Consider the following 16361-nt stretch of genomic DNA (forward strand, 5'->3'; position numbering starts at 1 on the left):
TGCCTCAGTTCTACACGGCGTAGAAAACGGTTGCAAATCGGGTGACGCCCGGGCGGGGCGGACTCCGGAGGGGGATCGCGGCCTCGGATGCCGGGGCCGCGCCTGGTTAGAGGCTGGCTACAGGCCCGGGCGCAGGCCGATGGCCTGGAAGACTGGATTCATTTGCCGGGAGGTCGGCAGCGAAGCGACGACAATGTCATCAAGCTCACGGTAGAACGCCTCACGCGCGCGGCCCAGGGCGCTGCGCAGCCGGCACTCGTTGATGAGCGGGCAGGCGCCCGCGGCAGCCACGCAGTCCGCCGGGTCGGTCCGGGTGTCCAGTGCGCGCAGCAGCTGCCCGACGGTGGCGGCCCGGCCGGCGCCGCTGAGCCGGGACCCGCCATTGCGGCCGCGTTCGACGTCGATCAGGCCGAGTTCGCGCAGCTTTGCCATTGCCTTGCTGACGTGGTTGTAGGGCGTGCCGACGGCGTCCGCGATGCTCTGGGTGGTGAGCAGTTCGCCGTCGGCTGCGGCCGCGAGCACCATCATCGCGCGCAGGCTCACGTCCGCGAAGGCGTTGATCTTCATGGCACCGGCTTGGTCTAGTCCACCCAGACGGCGGGTTCGTTGGTGTCGGCGGAAAGCTCGCCAAACTCCAGCTCGTGCGTCGCCGGGTTCGCGCCGTAGGGCAGTACCGCTGCGAAGACGGAGCCGTCCTGGTGCTCGGCGGCCACGTGGATCGCGTCCGAGTCCTCTTCCAGCAGGGTGATGTCACAGACGATCGCGGCGGCGCGGAACTCGTCCCGGTGCTGCCGGAGCAGCTCGGTGAGGTCGTTGATCATGGCGTCGGCGTCGAAATCGGCGTCGCTGTCCCCGGCTGCGTCTGCCGGGGTGACAGCCACCAGGCGGACTTCGCCGTCGTTCTCCACCACCAGGGCGAAGGGCAGGAAGCCGCCGTTGCGCTCGAGCTGCTCCTGGGCCGCCCCCACTCCGGTGCCGAGCAGGTTCTCCAGGTCGGTGGCGATGGCATCCGGCACCGAGCCGCGCCAGGAGTCCTCAGCCGGATCCGCCGGCTGCAGGACGGCCCCCTGGGTCTCCGGTGAATCGGTCATGGCGATCAGCCCCGGACCAGGGCCAGGACCCGGTCGCGGACGCGTTCCATGGTTTCCTGGTCCGTGGCCTCGACGTTCAGGCGGAGGAACGGCTCGGTATTGGACGGGCGCAGGTTGAACCAGTAGCTTCCGTCGGCGGCGATGAAAGTGCTGCCGTCGAGGTAGTCCACCTCAACGTCTTCGTCGTAGAAGTCCACGCGGACACGCTCCACGGCGGCGGCCTTGTCCTCGATTTCCGAGTTGATCTCGCCGGAGGACTTGTAGGGCTCGTATTCGCGGCCGAGCTCCGACAGCGGACCGTCCTGCTCGCCGAGGGCAGCCAGGACGTGCATGGCGGCCAGCATGCCGGTGTCCGCATTCCAGAAATCGCGGAAGTAGAAGTGGGCGGAGTGCTCGCCCCCGAAGATCGCACCTTCGGCCGCCATCACGGCCTTGATGAAGGAGTGTCCCACCCGGGTGCGGAACGCGCGGCCGCCGTCGTTGACCACCAGTTCGGGCACCGCCCGCGAGGTCAGCAGGTTGTGGATAATCGTCGGCGTTTCCTCGCCGTTGGCCTTGGCGCGGGCGATCTCGCGGCGCGCCACCATGCCGGTGACGGCCGACGGCGAGACCGGCTCGCCCTTTTCGTCGATCACGAAGCAGCGGTCGGCGTCGCCGTCGAACGCCAGGCCGATGTCCGCGCCGTGCTCGACGACGGCGGCCTGCAGGTCGCGCAGGTTTTCCGGCTCCAGCGGGTTGGCCGGGTGGTTCGGGAAAGATCCGTCGAGCTCGAAGTAGAGCGGGATGATCTCGAGCGGCAGCTTGGGCAGCAGCGTGTCACCCAGCACGGCGGGGGTCGTCATGCCGGCCATGCCGTTGCCGGCGTCCACCACGACCTTGAGCGGACGGGATCCGCTGAGGTCAACGAGGCTGCGCAGGTACTCGGAGTAGTCCTTGAGGACGTCCCGCACGCTGATCAGGCCGCGGGGGCCGTTCGCGGGGATGGTGCCGGCGTTGAGGTATTCCTCGGCCAGGGCCTGGATCTCCTTCAGACCGGTTTCGGAGGAGATCGGCACGGCGCCGGCCTTGGCCATCTTGATGCCGTTGTACTCGGCCGGGTTGTGGCTTGCGGTGAACGTGGCGCCGGCAGCGTTCAGGGCGCCGCAAGCGTAGTACAGCTCGTCCGTGGAGATCAGGTCGAGCAGCTGGACGTTGGCGCCGCGGGTTGCCGCGCCGTTGGCGAAGGCCCGGCTGAACTCGGGGGAGGAGGGGCGCATGTCGCCGCCGACCAGTACTGTCTGTCCGGCCAGGTCCAGGACGTCCACAAAGGCAGCCCCGACGGCTTCGACGATTTCCGCGGTGATGGATTCGCCCACAATTCCGCGCACGTCGTAGGCCTTGAAGGAAGCCGAGAGGTCAAAAGTCTTTGTCTGGTCGCTAGTCACGGCTCCCATCTTACGTGGAAGCCGCCGGGGACCGTCCGCGCCGGCCGCGTATGTGGATACGGATTGTCCACATACGACTCCGCCGGCTTCGTGGCTGTCGGAGGGGACTGGGATACTGAAGCAATGGCCAATAACCAGAACGCTGCACTCCTTTCCGCCCCCGAATCACCCTCCGCCGGGGGTACCGGGACGCGTGAGCAGGCCCAGGCGGTGCTGCGCGAACTTGTGGGGCACCCGGATGCTGAGTTCCACGACGGCCAGTTCGAGGCTATCGAGGCCCTCGTGGACGGCGGCCGGCGCGCCCTTGTCGTGCAGCGCACCGGCTGGGGCAAGTCGGCCGTGTACTTCGTCGCGTCCTTGCTGCTGCGCCGCCGCGGAGCGGGCCCGACGCTGATCGTGTCCCCGCTGCTGGCGTTGATGCGGGACCAGGTCGCCGCCGCCGCGCGGGCCGGGGTCCGGGCCGTGGCCATCAACTCGGCAAACCAGCTCGACTGGGACACCGTCCGCGAACAGCTCGCGGCCGACGAGGTGGACGTGCTCCTCGTGTCCCCGGAGCGGCTCACCAACCCGTCGTTCCGGGAGAACCAGCTGCCTGAGCTGGTCCGCCGGACCGGGCTGCTGGTGATCGATGAGGCGCACTGCATCTCGGACTGGGGCCACGACTTCCGGCCGGACTACCGGCGGATCGCCGACCTGATCACCCAGCTGCCGGACAGCGTCCCGGTCCTGGCCACCACCGCCACCGCCAACTCGCGGGTGGTGCACGACATCGAGGAACAGCTCGGTGAGGGCGTGCTGACCATCCGCGGCGCCCTGGGCCGTGAGTCCCTGCGGCTGGGCGTGCTGCGGCTGCCCGACTCCCGGGAGCGGCTGGGCTGGCTGCTTACCCACCTGAAGGACCTTCCCGGCAGCGGCATCATCTACACCCTCACCGTGTCGGGCGCGGAGGACACCGCCCGGCTCCTGGCCGAGGCCGGCCACGAAGTGCTCGCCTACACCGGCCGGACCGACCCCGCCGACCGGGAACGCGCCGAGCAGCTGCTCAAGGACAATCAGGTGAAGGCGCTGGTGGCCACCTCCGCCCTCGGCATGGGCTTCGACAAGCCGGACCTTGGCTTCGTGGTGCACCTCGGGGCGCCGTCGTCCCCGGTGGCCTACTACCAGCAGGTCGGCCGTGCCGGCCGCGGCGCGGCAAACGCCGACGTGCTGCTCCTGCCCGGCTCCGAGGACCGGGACATCTGGCAGTATTTCGCCACCGCGTCGATGCCCTCGGAAGAAAAGGCCTCCGCGGTCCTGACCGCGCTGGCCGAGGCCGGCACCGCGGTGTCCACCGTGGGGCTTGAGGCCCGGGTGGACCTGCGCCGGACGCCGCTGGAGCTCTTGCTGAAGGTGCTGGCCGTGGACGGGGCCGTCGAGCGCGTGGGCGGCGGATGGCGTTCCACCGGCCAGCCGTGGACCTACGATGCCGAGCGGTACCGCCGGATTGCGGAGGCACGCGTTGACGAGCAGGACTCCATGGTGATCTACCAGGACACCGCCGGCTGCCGGATGGAGTACATCACCTCGGTGCTCGACGACGAGACCGCCACCGCCTGCGGCCGCTGCGACAACTGCGCCGGCCGGTGGTTCCCCGCCGACATTGCCGCCGACGCCACCGAAACGGCGGGCGCGACACTGAACCGGGCCGGCATGGTGCTGGAACCGCGGCTGCAGTGGCCCGGCGGTATGGAGCGCCTCGGCGTGAACGTAAAGGGCAAGATCAAGCCGGAGGAAAGCCTGGCCAATGGACGGGTGCTGGCGCGGCTGACAGATCTGGGCTGGGGCGGCGCGCTGCGCGAGACCTTCGCCGCGGGTGCCCCCGACCGGGCCGTGGACCCCGGCATGCTGCGGGCCTGCGTGCAGGTCCTCCGCGAATGGGGCGGCGGCGACGCGCGCAACCCCGGCTGGAGCGGCGCTGGCCGTCCGGCCGCGATCGTCAGCGTCCCGTCCCGGGGCAAGCCCGAATTGGTGGAGTCGCTGGCCCGCGGTATCTCCGAGATCGGCCGCATCCCGTACCTGGGCCAGCTGCAGCTTGCCCACGGCGGCCCCACGGGCGGCCGCGGCGGAAACAGCGCCTACCGTCTCGCCGGGGTTTGGGACCGGGTCGTGGTGGGGCCCGAGCTGGCCGCGGCGCTGGACGGCATCCAGGGCCAGAGCGTCATGCTGGTGGACGATCTGGTGGACAGCCGCTGGACCGTCACCGTGGCCGGACGTGCCCTGCGGCTCGCAGGCGCCGGGGCAGTGCTGCCGCTCGTGCTCGGACAGGCCGGCTGAGCCGAGGCCATCCCGGGCAGCGCCTTTAGCAGCGCTTTTAGCCGCGTGCTTAGCAGCGCGCGCTTCGTTGCACGCGCTCAGCTGCTGCGCGGCCGCCCGGACTCCAGCACGGCCATGGCGGCGTTGTGGCCGCCGATGGCGCTGACGGCCCCGCCGCGGCGGGCCCCGGAACCGCAAAGCAGGAGCTGCGGGTCGTCCGTAGCGACGCCCCAGCGCTGCGCCGGGGTGTCCAGGGGTGCGTCGTCGTCCACGAATGGCCAGTCGAGGCCGCCGTGGAAGATGTTGCCGCGCGGCATGCCGACGGCGCGTTCGATATCCAGGGTGGTCTTGGTTTCGATGCACGGCCGGCCGTCCGGACCTGTCAGCAGCAGCTCCTCGACCGGCTCGGCGAGGACCCTGTTAAGCGAACGCAGCACCGCGGCCTGCAACTCCGCCCGCCGGGCGTCGTTGTTCTGCGCGGTCACCAGCCGGTCCGGGACGTGCAGGCCGAACACTGTGAGGGTATGCGCGCCGGCCGCCTGAAGCTCCGCGGACAGGATGCTTGGATCGGTCAACGAATGGCAGTAGATCTCGCACGGCAGGGGATCCGGAACAGCCCCTCCCGCGGCGGAGACGTACGCCGCATCCAGCTGGGACCACGTCTCGTTGATGTGGAACGTGCCGCCGAAAGCCGCTTCCGGACTGACGGCGTCGTCCAGCAGCCGGGGCAGCCGCTTGAGCAGCAGGTTCACCTTGACCTGGGCGCCCTCGCGGAGATGGTTCGGGTTCTGCGTGGCGTGCTTGGCGGGTGCAGTCCCGCCCTGCGCGGCCGCAATCGGACCGCCCGACGCAGCGTTGCGCAAGCGGTCCAGGACCACGGGGGCCACATTGGACAGGACCCACGGGGCGGAGACGGTGTGGTGTGCGCCGTCGTGCCGGTAGCTGACGACGCCGCCCGGGCGGACGGAGGTGGCCTCCGCAGAGGTGAGGATGGTCGCGCCCGCGTCCCTGGCCGCACGTTCCAGCTCCCCGGACACCGCGCCCATCCCGCCCACGGGCACATCCCAGTCACCGGTCCCGCCGCCGATCAGGTGGTACAGGAAACAGATGTTCTGCTGGAGGTCGGCGTCGTCGGCGCGGGCAAAGGTGCCGATCAGGGCGTCGGTCAGGACCACGCCGCGGACCAGGTCGTGCCGGAGTGCCTCGGCGATGGCGTGCCCGACCGGCTGCTCAACCATGGCCTCCCACGCCTCCGCGGCGCCGGCCCGGCGGGCGAGTGACTTCGCTGCCGACCGGGTGGGCAGCGGGGCCGTCATGGTGGGCCAGAGCGCCCGGGTGAGCTTCCCGCAGCTGGCGTAAAACTCGTTGAAGGCGCGGAACTCGTCGTCGGACGCCCCGATCGCACCGAACGAGGCGGCCGTGGACTCGGCGTCCTCATTGTCGATCAGGAGCGCCCGTCCGGGATTGGCCGGGTCCGGGGTGTACGAGGAGTACCGCCGCCGCGCCAGCGTGATCCTCAGACCAAGGTCGTCGATGATCTGCTGCGGCAGCAGGCTCACGAGGTAGGAATAACGCGAGAGCCGTGCCCCGACGCCGTCGAACGCCTGCGCGGACACCGCGGCGCCGCCGGGCTGGTCGAGCCTTTCGAGCAGCAGGACCTTCCGGCCGGCCTTGGCCAGGTACGCCGCCGCGGCCAGGCCGTTGTGGCCGCCGCCTACGATGATCGCGTCAAACGCGTGGTTGGTCGACATGCGCCCATCCTGCCATCCGGCCGGCCCGTCACGGACGAAGCTCGCCCGGGTGGAGGCGCAGAGCGGGACCAAGGGCCCCGGGAACGCAAAAGGCCCCGGTCCAGGACCGGGGCCAAACGCGGAGACGGGGGGATTTGAACCCCCGGTGGAGTTGTGCCCCACACTTCATTAGCAGTGAAGCCCATTCGGCCGCTCTGGCACGTCTCCAATTGCTATTACTAGCCAACCAAGGATACGCAGAAGGGGCCATGCAGTGCAAAACGGTCGACGCGGGGTCACTTACGGCCGGTCCAAGCGCCCGGGATGGGTCGTAAGTGACCCCGCGTTGCCCGTCCGTGGGAATTACACCTAGGCCGCCCGGCCCGCCAGGGCGCGCCAGAGGAAATGCTGGCTGCGGCTCTGCAGGGCTGCGGCCTGGCGGTTGTCCGAGGCGCCGGCGTGGCCGCCCTCGAGCGCTTCGTGGAACCAGACATTGGGGATGCCCATGGCCTGCATCCGGGCGGCCATCTTGCGGGCCTGCACGGGACCCACACGGTCATCCGAGGTGGCGGTCCAGATGAAGGTCTCCGGGTACTCCACCCCGTCGCGGAGCAGGTGGTAGGGCGAGAAGGTCCGGATGAACTCCCACTGCTCGGGCACATCGGGGTCGCCGTATTCGGCAATCCAGGAGTACCCCGCGGAGAGCTTGCTGTACCGGCGCATGTCCAGCAGCGGCACCCCGCAGGAGACGGCGCCGAACAGGTCCGGGTACTGGGTGAGCATGTTCCCCACCAGCAGGCCGCCATTGGAGCCGCCCACGCAGCCCAGCCGCTGGCGGGACGTCACGCCACGCGCGATCAGGTCCTGCGCCACGGCGGCGAAGTCCTCGTAGGCGCGGTGCCGCTTGTCCTGCAGCGCGGCGCGGTGCCACGACGGCCCGTACTCGCCGCCGCCGCGGATGTTCGCCACCACGTAAACGCCGCCCCGGCTGTGCGGCACGTCGCCCACGGCGCCCGCTGATTCCTCCGTGCGCCGCTCCAGCCAGGCCCGACCGACGGCGCCGCTGTAGGCAGGGGTGCGGGAAATCTCGAATCCGCCGTAGCCGGAGAGCTGCGTAGGGTTCTGCCCGTCCAGCACCAGGTCCTTCGCGGCGATCTGGAAGTAGGGCACACGCGTGCCGTCCTTGGACACGGCGAAGTGCTGCTGGACCTCGTAGGCGTCCTCGTCGAAGAACGACGGCGCAGTCCGGACCACCTCGTGCGTGCTGACGACGCCGTCCGCACCGGCGCGCGTGAGCGTGCCGCGGGTCAGCGTGCTCGGCGTCGTAAATCCGGTGGCGACCAGCCAAAAGTCGTTCCCGGCCCCGCCACTCCCGTCGCCGTCGTCGCCGCTGCCGTCTTCATCGTCCACGGCGTAGGCGTTGACGTCATGCAGCGGCGGGCAGGCATCGAGCACGCTGGAGGCCCAGGCGACGTCCGCGCCGGGCCGTTGCGGATCGAGCACCCGGATCTCGGAGGAGACGTCGCGGAGCAGGTTCAACAGCAGGAAGTCCCGGGTCCAGCTCCAGGACTGCAGGGAGGTGTGCGCATCCGGGGTGAACAGCACGGACAGTTCCCGGCTGCCGGCCAGGAAGTCATCGAAGCGCGCCGCCAGCAGGGACCCGGCCGGGTAGCTCGTTCCGTCCAGGGTCCACTCGCCCTGCGGACGGAATAGCAGCCATTCCCGGTGCGAGCTAAGGTTCACGTCCTCGGGCACGTCCAGCTCGACCCAGACGCCGTCGCGCAGTACCGAGGTGCGCTTTTCGAAGAAGCTGATCCAGTCCACCGCGAAAGTCCGCTCGAAGCCGGGGGTGGAGTCGTGTGCCAGGAGCGCCATCATGTGGTCTTCCGGGATTTCGAACAGCCGCTCGGCCGAGGCCAGTGACTCGCCGCGGCGCAGGACCACTCCGGTCCGGGCGTAGGAAGAGGTGGTTGTCGGCAGTCCCGCGGCCGTGCTGGCGACCAGCAGGGTGTCCGCGTCCAGCCACGAAACGTTGCCCTTCGCGGTCGGGAGGTCAAAGCCGCCCTCGGCCGGGTCGACAAAGCTGCGGGTCTCGACGTCGAACTCCCGGTAGCGGTTCGCGTCGCCGCCATCGGGGGAGAGCGCCAGCAGGGCCAGCCGGTGCGGCTGCCCGGCCGCGGGGCGGAGGAAGCTGGCGCCGTGGAAGACCCATTCCTCGCCTTCGGCTGCGGCCAGGGCGTCGACATCGAGCAGCGTCTCCCACGCGGGGGAACCCGCCCGGTAGCTCTCCCAGTCCGTGCGCCGCCACAGGCCCTTGGGATTGTCGCGGTCCTTCCAGAAGTTGTAGTACCACTGGCCGTGCTTGCCCACCATGGCGATCCGGTCGGTGGAGTCCAGCACCTCCAGGATCCGGTCTTCGAGTTCGCCGTACTCGGCATCCTCCAGCAGTTCCTCGGTGCGGGCATTTTGTTCCCGGACCCAGGCCAGTTGTTCCTCGCCGTAGATTTCCTCCAGCCAGATGTTCTCATCGACGGGTTCGGGGGCGGTCCCTGAAAGCGCGCCGGAGGGCTCGCCGGGCGCGGTGGGGTACTCAGCTGAAGTGGTGGTCATGGGCCCATCCAAGCAACACCGGTGCCGGGCAGGCAAGTCAAGGCGGCAGCGCGGATGCGGATACGCTGGATGCCGTGGGTAAATCGCAGAGCATCCGGACGGCACTGATTGGCGCCGGTCCCCGGGGTACCAGCGCGCTGGAACGGTTGCTCGCCAACTGGGCCCCGACCACCCCTGAAGCCTGCCTGCACATCGACGTGATCGACCCTTATCCCGCGGGCCCCGGCCACGTCTGGCAGCCCGGACAGTCCCGTCTCTACCTGATGAACACCCAGTCCTTCTATCCCACGGTGGTCCCCGAGGATCCGGACCTCGCGGCGCCGCTGGCCGGGGGCACCTTTGACCAGTGGCGGGAACTGCAGCGGAAGGATCCGGACCCGGCACTGTCGGCCGATGAACGCACCGAGTTGTCCGGCCTGGGTTCCGCCGACTTCCCCAGCCGTGCGCTGTACGGCCGCTACCTGAGGTCCACGCTCGAGGAGCTGCTGGAGAAGCTGCCCGCCGGGGTCACCGTGGATTTCCATCAGACCACCGCGACCTCGGTCCGGCCGGCCGCGGGCCCCGGGAACGCGGGGTTCGACGTCGCACTCGCCGACGGTACCGAGCTCACCGTCGGGTCCGTGGTGCTGGCGCTCGGCCACCTGGACTCCCGTCTCAACCCGGAGCAGCGTGAGCTCCAGGCAGCGGCGGACGAACTCGGGCTGAAGTACCTGCCGCCGGCCGCCCCGGCCGACGTTGACTGGTCCGGAATTCCCGCTGTCCAGCCGGTGCTGGTGCGGGGCATGGGCCTGAACTTCTTCGACGTGATGGGCCAGCTGACCGAGGGTCGCGGCGGCAAATTCCTGCCCGCACCGGACGGGGCGGGGCTGACGTACCTGCCGTCCGGCCGGGAACCGTCCATCATCGCCGCCTCGCGCCGCGGAACCCCGTACCGGGCGAAGGCGACCCTGGCCGGCTACTACCCTGCAGCGGTGTCGCTGAGGTACTGCACCGAGGATGCGCTCGCCAAGTTTGCCGCCGCCGGGATCCTGCCCGCTTTCGACCACGACCTGTGGCCGCTGCTGCACCGGGATGTCGTGTGGGCCTACTACTCCACCCTGGCACGCACGCACCCGGACGCCGTGGGCGCGGACCCGGCCGGCTTCCTGGCCGGACTGGAGGAGGCGCTGCAGCCGCATGCCCACTCCACCGTGAAGTGGGAAGAGGCCGCCGGCGCGGTGATCGACGCCCACGTCCGCCCTGCCTACCGGCTGGACCTGCTGGGACTTGCCGCGCCGCTGGCGGGCCGCAGCTTCGCGTCCCGGGCGGAACTGGATGCCGCCGTCGTCGACTATCTGCTCGACGACGCGAGGCGCTCCGCGCTCGGTGAGGACGATCCGGTGAAGATGGCGATCGGCGCCCTGCATCACGGCCGGGCAGTGCTGAAGACGGCCGTGGCCGACGGCGGCATCACCGAACAGTCCTGGGTCGCCGGCCTGCGCGGCTGGTTTGAGTCCTTCGTGGAAGGGCTCGCGAGCGGCCCGCCGGCCCTCCGTGCCGAGCAGCTTGCGGCCCTGGCCCGCGCCGGCGTGGTCAGCTTCGTGGGACCGGACCCCAAGTTCGGCGTCGACCGCAAGGCCAGGGCGTTCACGGCCGCCTCCCCATGGGTGGCCGGGCGGGACGGCGGCGGCGGTGAGGCAGTACAGGCCGCGGCGCTGATTGAGGCGCTGGCCCCTGCCAACCGGGTGGCGATCAACGCGTCGCCGCTGCTGGAGCAGTTGCTCGCGGACGGCCTGGTGCGCCCGCGCCTCATGATGAGCGTGGAAGGCACGCCCGTGCAGAGTTCCGGGCTGGAGGTGCTCCCGCATCCCTACCGGCCCGTCGGTGCGAACGGATCGGTCACGGAGGGGATCTACGTGCTGGGCCTGCAGCTCTCCGCCGCGCAATGGGGCACCGCCATCGCCGCGGAGGCGCGGCAGCAGCAGGGGCCGGTCTACCGCAGCGGACAGCGCACGCTGCGCGACGCTGACGAGATTGCCCGGGACATCCTCGCCCGGTAGCGCCCTGGTTCTCGGCGCCGGGGTGGATGCCGCGGGTTTCGGAGCGTTCGTCCGGGTCCGGATCCAGTCCGAGGGATGGTGCCTCATCCGCCACAGCAGCCCCGCCCGGGTTAGTGGAGTGGCCGACCCCAGGGCCAACGAAAAATGAGCATGTCCCCTCCCCGGGCCGGGCAGTGGACACTTGCACAATATGTCCACCGCTCCGGCCGGGGGAGGGGCATGCTCACTGAGGCTGGGCTACGGAACTAGCCCTTCAGGCATTTCCGGTACGCGGCCATTGCCGTGCCGTAGTTGGCCTGACCCACGAGGTCCGCGGGCCGCTTCGGCTTGACCGGCGCGGTGCACTGCGGCGGGACCGGCACGCTGGCCGCGACCAGCACGTCCGCCTTCACCACAGTGCCGGACTCGACGGCGGTGAGCACCAGGGTGCCCGTGCCCGCAACAGCGCCGGCCGGCACCAGCACGCTCACGGTGGCCGCGCCGGCGGAAACCGGCACCGTCCCGAGCGCGGTCACGGTGCCCGCGGCGTCGGCGAACTCGGCCCGCAGCGAGGTGTTGGCCGGGCTGCCGAGCGAGGTGAGGTCCAGCTTGGAGACCGCCAGGGTGATCGGCTCCCCGCTCTTGACCTCGGCCGCGGTGGTGTTCACCACGGCCACGGAACGGCGCGCGAAGTCCGGCGAGACGGGCGTGTGCGTCTGCAGGTACTTGATCCACGCGTCGCGGTCTACCAGCCCTGAGTCCTTGGTGCCGGTGCCGGACTTGAAGATGCGGAAGTTGTCGCCGCCGGTGGCCAGGAAGCTGAACGTGCCGATCCGGTAGGACTTCGCCGGATCGATCAGCGCACCGTTGACCCGGATCGCGGTGATCCGGTCACCCGCGGCGCGGGCTGCGTCGTAGGTGTAGTTGACGTTCTTGGACAGGCCCAGCTGCTGGTAGGCGCGGCTGGGGACCGTGCCGTCCGGGTTGGTCTGCCACTGCTGCTCCAGCAACGTCTTGAACTGCGCGCCCGTGAGCGTGGTGGTCCAAAGGTTGTTCACGAACGGCAGGACCGCGTTGGCCTCGGCGTAGGTGATGGTGCCGTCCGGTGCGTAGTAGAGCTCGTTGCGCAGGCCGCCCGGGTTGACGACGCCGATTTCTGCGGCGCCGAGCTCCGGCGCCTTGAGCGCGTCCACGAGCGAGTCCGCCACGAGGTTGCCCAGCGTGGATTCGCTCGCGCGGTCGTCACGCACGGCGGGGGTTCCGCCGAACGCCGTCGTGATGTCCGCGGTGACCGTGCCGACGGGCTGGTTGCCGATCACGGCGGCGTCGGCGACGGCCTTGTCCACGATGGTCTTGACCGCAGCCACCCGCGGGTACGCGGCGACCAGGTCGGCCGCCGGGTCCGTGGTGCGCTTGACGTTGGCCGCCTTGTAGCCGGTGACGGACATGGTCTTGGTGTCGATGGTGAGCTGGATCTGTCCGATGAACTCGCCGTAGTTGCCGGTCTGGACGATCGGACGGGTCTTGCCCGTGGGCTGCCCGGCAGAATCCAGCACGGGTGCGTCCCAGGCGTACTGCTTGTGGGTGTGGCCGTTGAAGATCGCGGCGACATCCGGGGTGACTTCCTTGACCATCTTGGCGAAGGGGCCGCCCGCGGCGACCTCCTGCTCCAGGGTGGCGCCCTCGGGAGTGCCGGAACCGGCGCCGTCGTGGTTCTCCACGATGATCACGTCGGCGAGCTTGCCCGCCTTGATCTTGGCGGCGACCCGGTTGATGGCATCGACGGGATCGCCGAACTCAAGGTCCGCGATCCCGGCAGGGGTGACCAGGGACGGCACTTCCTGCGTGACGGTGCCGATCACGGCGACCTTGATCCCGTTCATGTCCAGAACGGTGTATTCGGGCAGCGCCGGCTCGGTGGTGCCCTTCTGGTAGACGTTGGCGCCGAGGTACGGGAACTTTGCGTTGCCGCCGCCGGCGATGACCCGGTCGCGCAGGTCGGCCCAGCCGCCGTCGAACTCGTGGTTGCCCACGGCCGAGGTGCGGAGGTCCAGGGCGTTAAGGACATCGATGGTCGGCTGGTCCTTGGCGACGGCCGAGGCGAACAGCGAGGCGCCGATGTTGTCGCCGGCGGAGAGGAACGCGGTGGCGCCGGGGGCCGCGGCGGCCCGGAGCTTCTCGATCGTTCCGGCGAACAGCACCGTGTTGGAATCGATGCGGCCGTGGAAATCGTTGATGCCCAGGAAGTTCAGGTCAACGCTGGCCGGGGTGGTGGGCAGGTCCAGTCCGACGACGACCGGATCGTGGTCGCTGGCGCGGAACTGGTTCGGAGCGTAGTAGTCGGTGACGTTGTTGTTGTGGCGGCTGTATTCCAGCGCCACGGACTCCACCGAGTTGATGTTCCAGATGTCCGCGCCGGTGACGACGGCGTTGGCCGCCGGCGAGGCGAGGATGTGGTCCAGTGAGCCCACCAGGCCGCCGAAGAGGTAGGAGTGCTTGGCGCTGCCGTCGGCGTTCTTGGCCTTTTCGTCCTGGTTGACGTACCCGGCCGCCGTGAGGACGTTGATCGGGTCCTCCTTGGCGTAGGAGTTGAAGTCGCCGATTAGGAAGACCTTGTTGGTGCCCTTGGACTTCTGCAGCTCGTCGGAGAAGGCCAGCAGGGACTGCGCCTGGGCGGTGCGGGCGAGGTTCGAGGCGCCCTGGCCCTTGTCGGTGTCGTCCGGCGTTGCAGCCGAGCCCTTGGACTTGAAGTGGTTGGCGATCGCGATGAACTTCTTGTCATCGGCCGCGCCGACCGGCTTGAAGACCTGGGCCAGCGGCTTGCGGGCACTGGCGAAGGCAGCTGTGTCGTTGTGGATGATGGATTCGCCCAGCGGCTCCGCCGCGGCCTTCTTGTAAATGAAGGCGGTGCGGATCATGTCCTCATCGGCCAGCGGGGGTGCGTTGGCGGGGGTGCGGACGTAGTCCCAGATGCCGGGGGTTGCGACGTTCAGGGCGTCGACCAGCTTCGCCAGGGCGTCGTCCCGGTTCTTGCCGAACTGGGCCGAGTTCTCGACCTCCATCAGGGTGACGACGTCGGCGCCGGACTTGGAGATGGCGGCAACAATCTTGTCCTGCTGGCGCTTGAGGTTTTCGGCGTTCGAGGCGCCGCGGACGTTGCAGCCGCCGCTGACGGTGATGGGGTTGCCCGCCCGGTCCGTGTAGAACTTGCAGCCGGCGACCTGGTCGCCGGTGGTGGGGAAGTAGTTGAGCACGTTGAACGAGGCAAGCTTGAGGTTGCCGCCCACCGCCGTCGGGGCCTCGGCGCGGGTGGCGCCGAAGCCGGCCGGCTGGACCGTGTCCGCGTTGGCGGCGGTCAGCTGGGTCAGCGGCTGGAACTTCCAGGCGCTGTTGGCGTAGCTGAGCACCACGTTGGTCTTGAACGTCACCGGCGCGCCCACCCGGACGTGATCCGCGGTGGTCAGGTACGGCAGCGTCAGTGCCTTGTTGGTGGCGTCCTTGAGGAAGTTGGTGCTGGCGCCGTCGTCGAGCTTGATGCCGCGGGCGGCGTTGGCCGCGACGGTGGCGGTGTATTCGGCGGAGCCGTAGGGGGCGACGGCGGTGGGCTGCTCCAGCGGGGTGGTGCCGCCGGCCAGGCCGATTTCGCCGTACTGGTTCAGCGAGTAGTTGTCCGCAACAGTGACCGGCCCCTGCGGCGTCAGCAGCATGGCCTCGAGGGATTCGCGGAACGCCTCGTCGGCCGGAAGGGCGAAGCCGGTGGCCTTGACCTCGGGGGCGGCGTCCGTCAGCTTAGTGACTCCGGCGGCGCCGGCGACGTTGAGCTGGGTCATGCCGTAGTACTCGGCAACGTCGCCGGTGACCTCGACGTAATCGCCGATCTGCACTCCGGCGACGGCGGACGGCGCGTAGACGAAGATGGCGTCCGACGCCGTGTGGTTGGCCGGGGTCAGATCGCCGCCGGTTCCGGGCGTCTGGATGTAGAAGCCTGCGAAGCCGCCTGTCGGGAAGGTCGCCGTGACCTTTCCGCGGGTGGTGACGGAGGTGCCGGCGAGCGGGCTGGCCGCGCCGGTGCCCTGGATCTCCGCGATGCTCTTGGCCGTCGGGGGAGTGACCGGTCCCGGATCAACCGGGGCGGTTTCACCGTTGGCCGCCTTAGGCGTGATGGCGCCGTTAAGCGTGAAGTCAGCGGCGTTGTTGTTGCTGTCCGCACCGCCGCTGCGGTTCATGCTCTTGACATCGGTGTTGCCCGACGGCGCCGTTGCCGCCTGGGTTTCGAAGGTGTTGGAGCTGCCGTAGCCGAGCAGGTCGGCGACGTTCGTGGGTTCGACGACGGAGCCGGTGGCCAGCGTAGTCAGGGCGGTGGCCTGCTTGGCCAGGACGATCGTTCCGCCGGCGCCGGCCGGGTTGAAGCCGGTGGCGGTGACGTCCGCGGCGGGCAGATCAAGTCCGGCGGTGCCGTTGCTGCCACCCTTTAGCAGGTAGTACCCCTTGGCGGCGACGGTGCCGGACAGGGGCACCGTGGTGCTCGGGGCGGTGGTGCCCGTGGCGGAGCGGTACTGGATGGACCAGCCGTCCAGCGCGACCGGGGCGTCCGAGGTGTTGTACAGCTCCACGAACTTGTTCTTGTAGGCCGCTCCGGCGCTGCCGCCGCTGAGGTAGGCCTCGTTGACGATGACCGGCGAAGTTCCGGCGGCTGCCGGTGAGACCTCCAGTGCGGCGGCGGGCAAAGCGGTCAGCGGCGCTGCGATGAGCCCCGCGGACAGTGCTGTGCCCAGCGCTGTTTTCCAAGGTGTGATTTTCATCCGCTCTAACTCTCATTAGGGTGCCCGGGTAAGGGCTGGGTGCGATGTCCGGGTAGGTGGCCCGCGGACCGGCCGGTCTGCTCCTGGTCAAGCAGATCCCGGCACAGCAAAACAGGGGTGAATGAACACAGGGTGGATTGAGTGTGCATTCGGCGAGACGGCCCCCAGCGGAACGCCTCACAGCCGGCACGGAACCCCAACAAGGTGCCCCAGCGACGGTGTTGGTAGAGCTTTTTTGACTGCCCGGCCGTCCCCCTGGCCCGGGCACTCAAAAGAATACCGGCCAGTAGGCGCTTGGGAAGCGGCTGGCCGGTATTTCTTGTGGCAATTTTTCCAAAGGATTTAGTTGGCGCCCTGGCTCAGGCGTTAGGGGCGGCGGAAAGGCTCCGCCCGG

At 69.5% G+C, this 16361-nt stretch carries 8 protein-coding genes and 1 tRNA gene; 2 read left to right on the forward strand and 7 right to left on the reverse strand.

The window, feature by feature from the left end:
- Positions 1-117 precede the first annotated feature (117 nt).
- Genes AB4Y91_RS13810 through AB4Y91_RS13820 form a run of 3 tightly spaced genes read right to left on the reverse strand, consistent with a single transcriptional unit; the run spans position 118 to position 2515 of the window.
- Entirely contained in the window at positions 118-567 is a 450-nt protein-coding gene (locus AB4Y91_RS13810) for an RrF2 family transcriptional regulator (protein ID WP_441419012.1), read from the reverse strand.
- 14 nt (positions 568-581) lie between these two features.
- On the reverse strand, positions 582-1091 hold the full coding sequence (locus AB4Y91_RS13815; protein ID WP_441419013.1) for a hypothetical protein: 510 nt from the start codon (positions 1089-1091) through the stop codon (positions 582-584).
- Between the two features lie 5 nt (positions 1092-1096).
- Positions 1097-2515 (reverse strand): phosphomannomutase/phosphoglucomutase, encoded by a 1419-nt coding sequence (locus tag AB4Y91_RS13820; RefSeq protein WP_441419014.1) that lies wholly within the window; start codon positions 2513-2515, stop codon positions 1097-1099.
- A 123-nt stretch (positions 2516-2638) separates the two neighbouring features.
- Here AB4Y91_RS13820 and AB4Y91_RS13825 point away from each other — a divergent pair, with 123 nt between their 5' ends.
- Positions 2639-4828: a RecQ family ATP-dependent DNA helicase gene (locus AB4Y91_RS13825; RefSeq protein WP_441419015.1), complete on the forward strand. Its 2190-nt coding sequence runs from the start codon at positions 2639-2641 to the stop codon at positions 4826-4828.
- Positions 4829-4905: 77 nt separating this feature from the next.
- On the opposite strand, the gene AB4Y91_RS13830 is transcribed toward AB4Y91_RS13825, so the two are convergent.
- The 3 genes from AB4Y91_RS13830 to AB4Y91_RS13840 form a co-directional block, all read right to left on the reverse strand.
- A complete protein-coding gene (locus AB4Y91_RS13830; protein ID WP_441419016.1) occupies positions 4906-6558 on the reverse strand; it encodes a phytoene desaturase family protein in 1653 nt (550 codons plus the stop codon).
- Between the two features lie 119 nt (positions 6559-6677).
- Positions 6678-6765: transfer RNA gene (locus AB4Y91_RS13835), tRNA-Ser, on the reverse strand.
- A 141-nt stretch (positions 6766-6906) separates the two neighbouring features.
- Positions 6907-9147 carry a prolyl oligopeptidase family serine peptidase gene (locus AB4Y91_RS13840; protein ID WP_441419017.1) on the reverse strand — a complete coding sequence of 747 codons (2241 nt, stop codon included), beginning with the start codon at positions 9145-9147 and terminating at the stop codon, positions 6907-6909.
- A gap of 74 nt (positions 9148-9221) precedes the next feature.
- Here AB4Y91_RS13840 and AB4Y91_RS13845 point away from each other — a divergent pair, with 74 nt between their 5' ends.
- Positions 9222-11186, forward strand: a complete 1965-nt coding sequence (locus AB4Y91_RS13845) for an FAD/NAD(P)-binding protein (RefSeq protein WP_441419018.1) — start codon at positions 9222-9224, stop codon at positions 11184-11186.
- Positions 11187-11431: 245 nt separating this feature from the next.
- Here AB4Y91_RS13845 and AB4Y91_RS13850 read toward each other — a convergent pair whose 3' ends face one another.
- Positions 11432-15967: an ExeM/NucH family extracellular endonuclease gene (locus AB4Y91_RS13850; protein WP_441419019.1), complete on the reverse strand. Its 4536-nt coding sequence runs from the start codon at positions 15965-15967 to the stop codon at positions 11432-11434.
- Positions 15968-16361 lie beyond the last annotated feature (394 nt).

The sequence above is a fragment of the Arthrobacter sp. YAF16 genome (assembly GCF_052113385.1).
Lineage (GTDB): Bacteria > Actinomycetota > Actinomycetes > Actinomycetales > Micrococcaceae > Arthrobacter.

Excerpts from the sequence above, each read along its gene's own strand:
- AB4Y91_RS13810 (WP_441419012.1), bottom strand. The coding sequence starts at position 567 with ATGAAGATCAACGCCTTCGCGGACGTGAGCCTGCGCGCGATGATGGTG.
- AB4Y91_RS13815 (WP_441419013.1), bottom strand. The coding sequence starts at position 1,091 with ATGACCGATTCACCGGAGACCCAGGGGGCCGTCCTGCAGCCGGCGGAT.
- AB4Y91_RS13825 (WP_441419015.1), top strand. The coding sequence starts at position 2,639 with ATGGCCAATAACCAGAACGCTGCACTCCTTTCCGCCCCCGAATCACCC.
- AB4Y91_RS13830 (WP_441419016.1), bottom strand. The coding sequence starts at position 6,558 with ATGTCGACCAACCACGCGTTTGACGCGATCATCGTAGGCGGCGGCCAC.
- AB4Y91_RS13840 (WP_441419017.1), bottom strand. The coding sequence starts at position 9,147 with ATGACCACCACTTCAGCTGAGTACCCCACCGCGCCCGGCGAGCCCTCC.
- AB4Y91_RS13850 (WP_441419019.1), bottom strand. The coding sequence starts at position 15,967 with ATGAAAATCACACCTTGGAAAACAGCGCTGGGCACAGCACTGTCCGCG.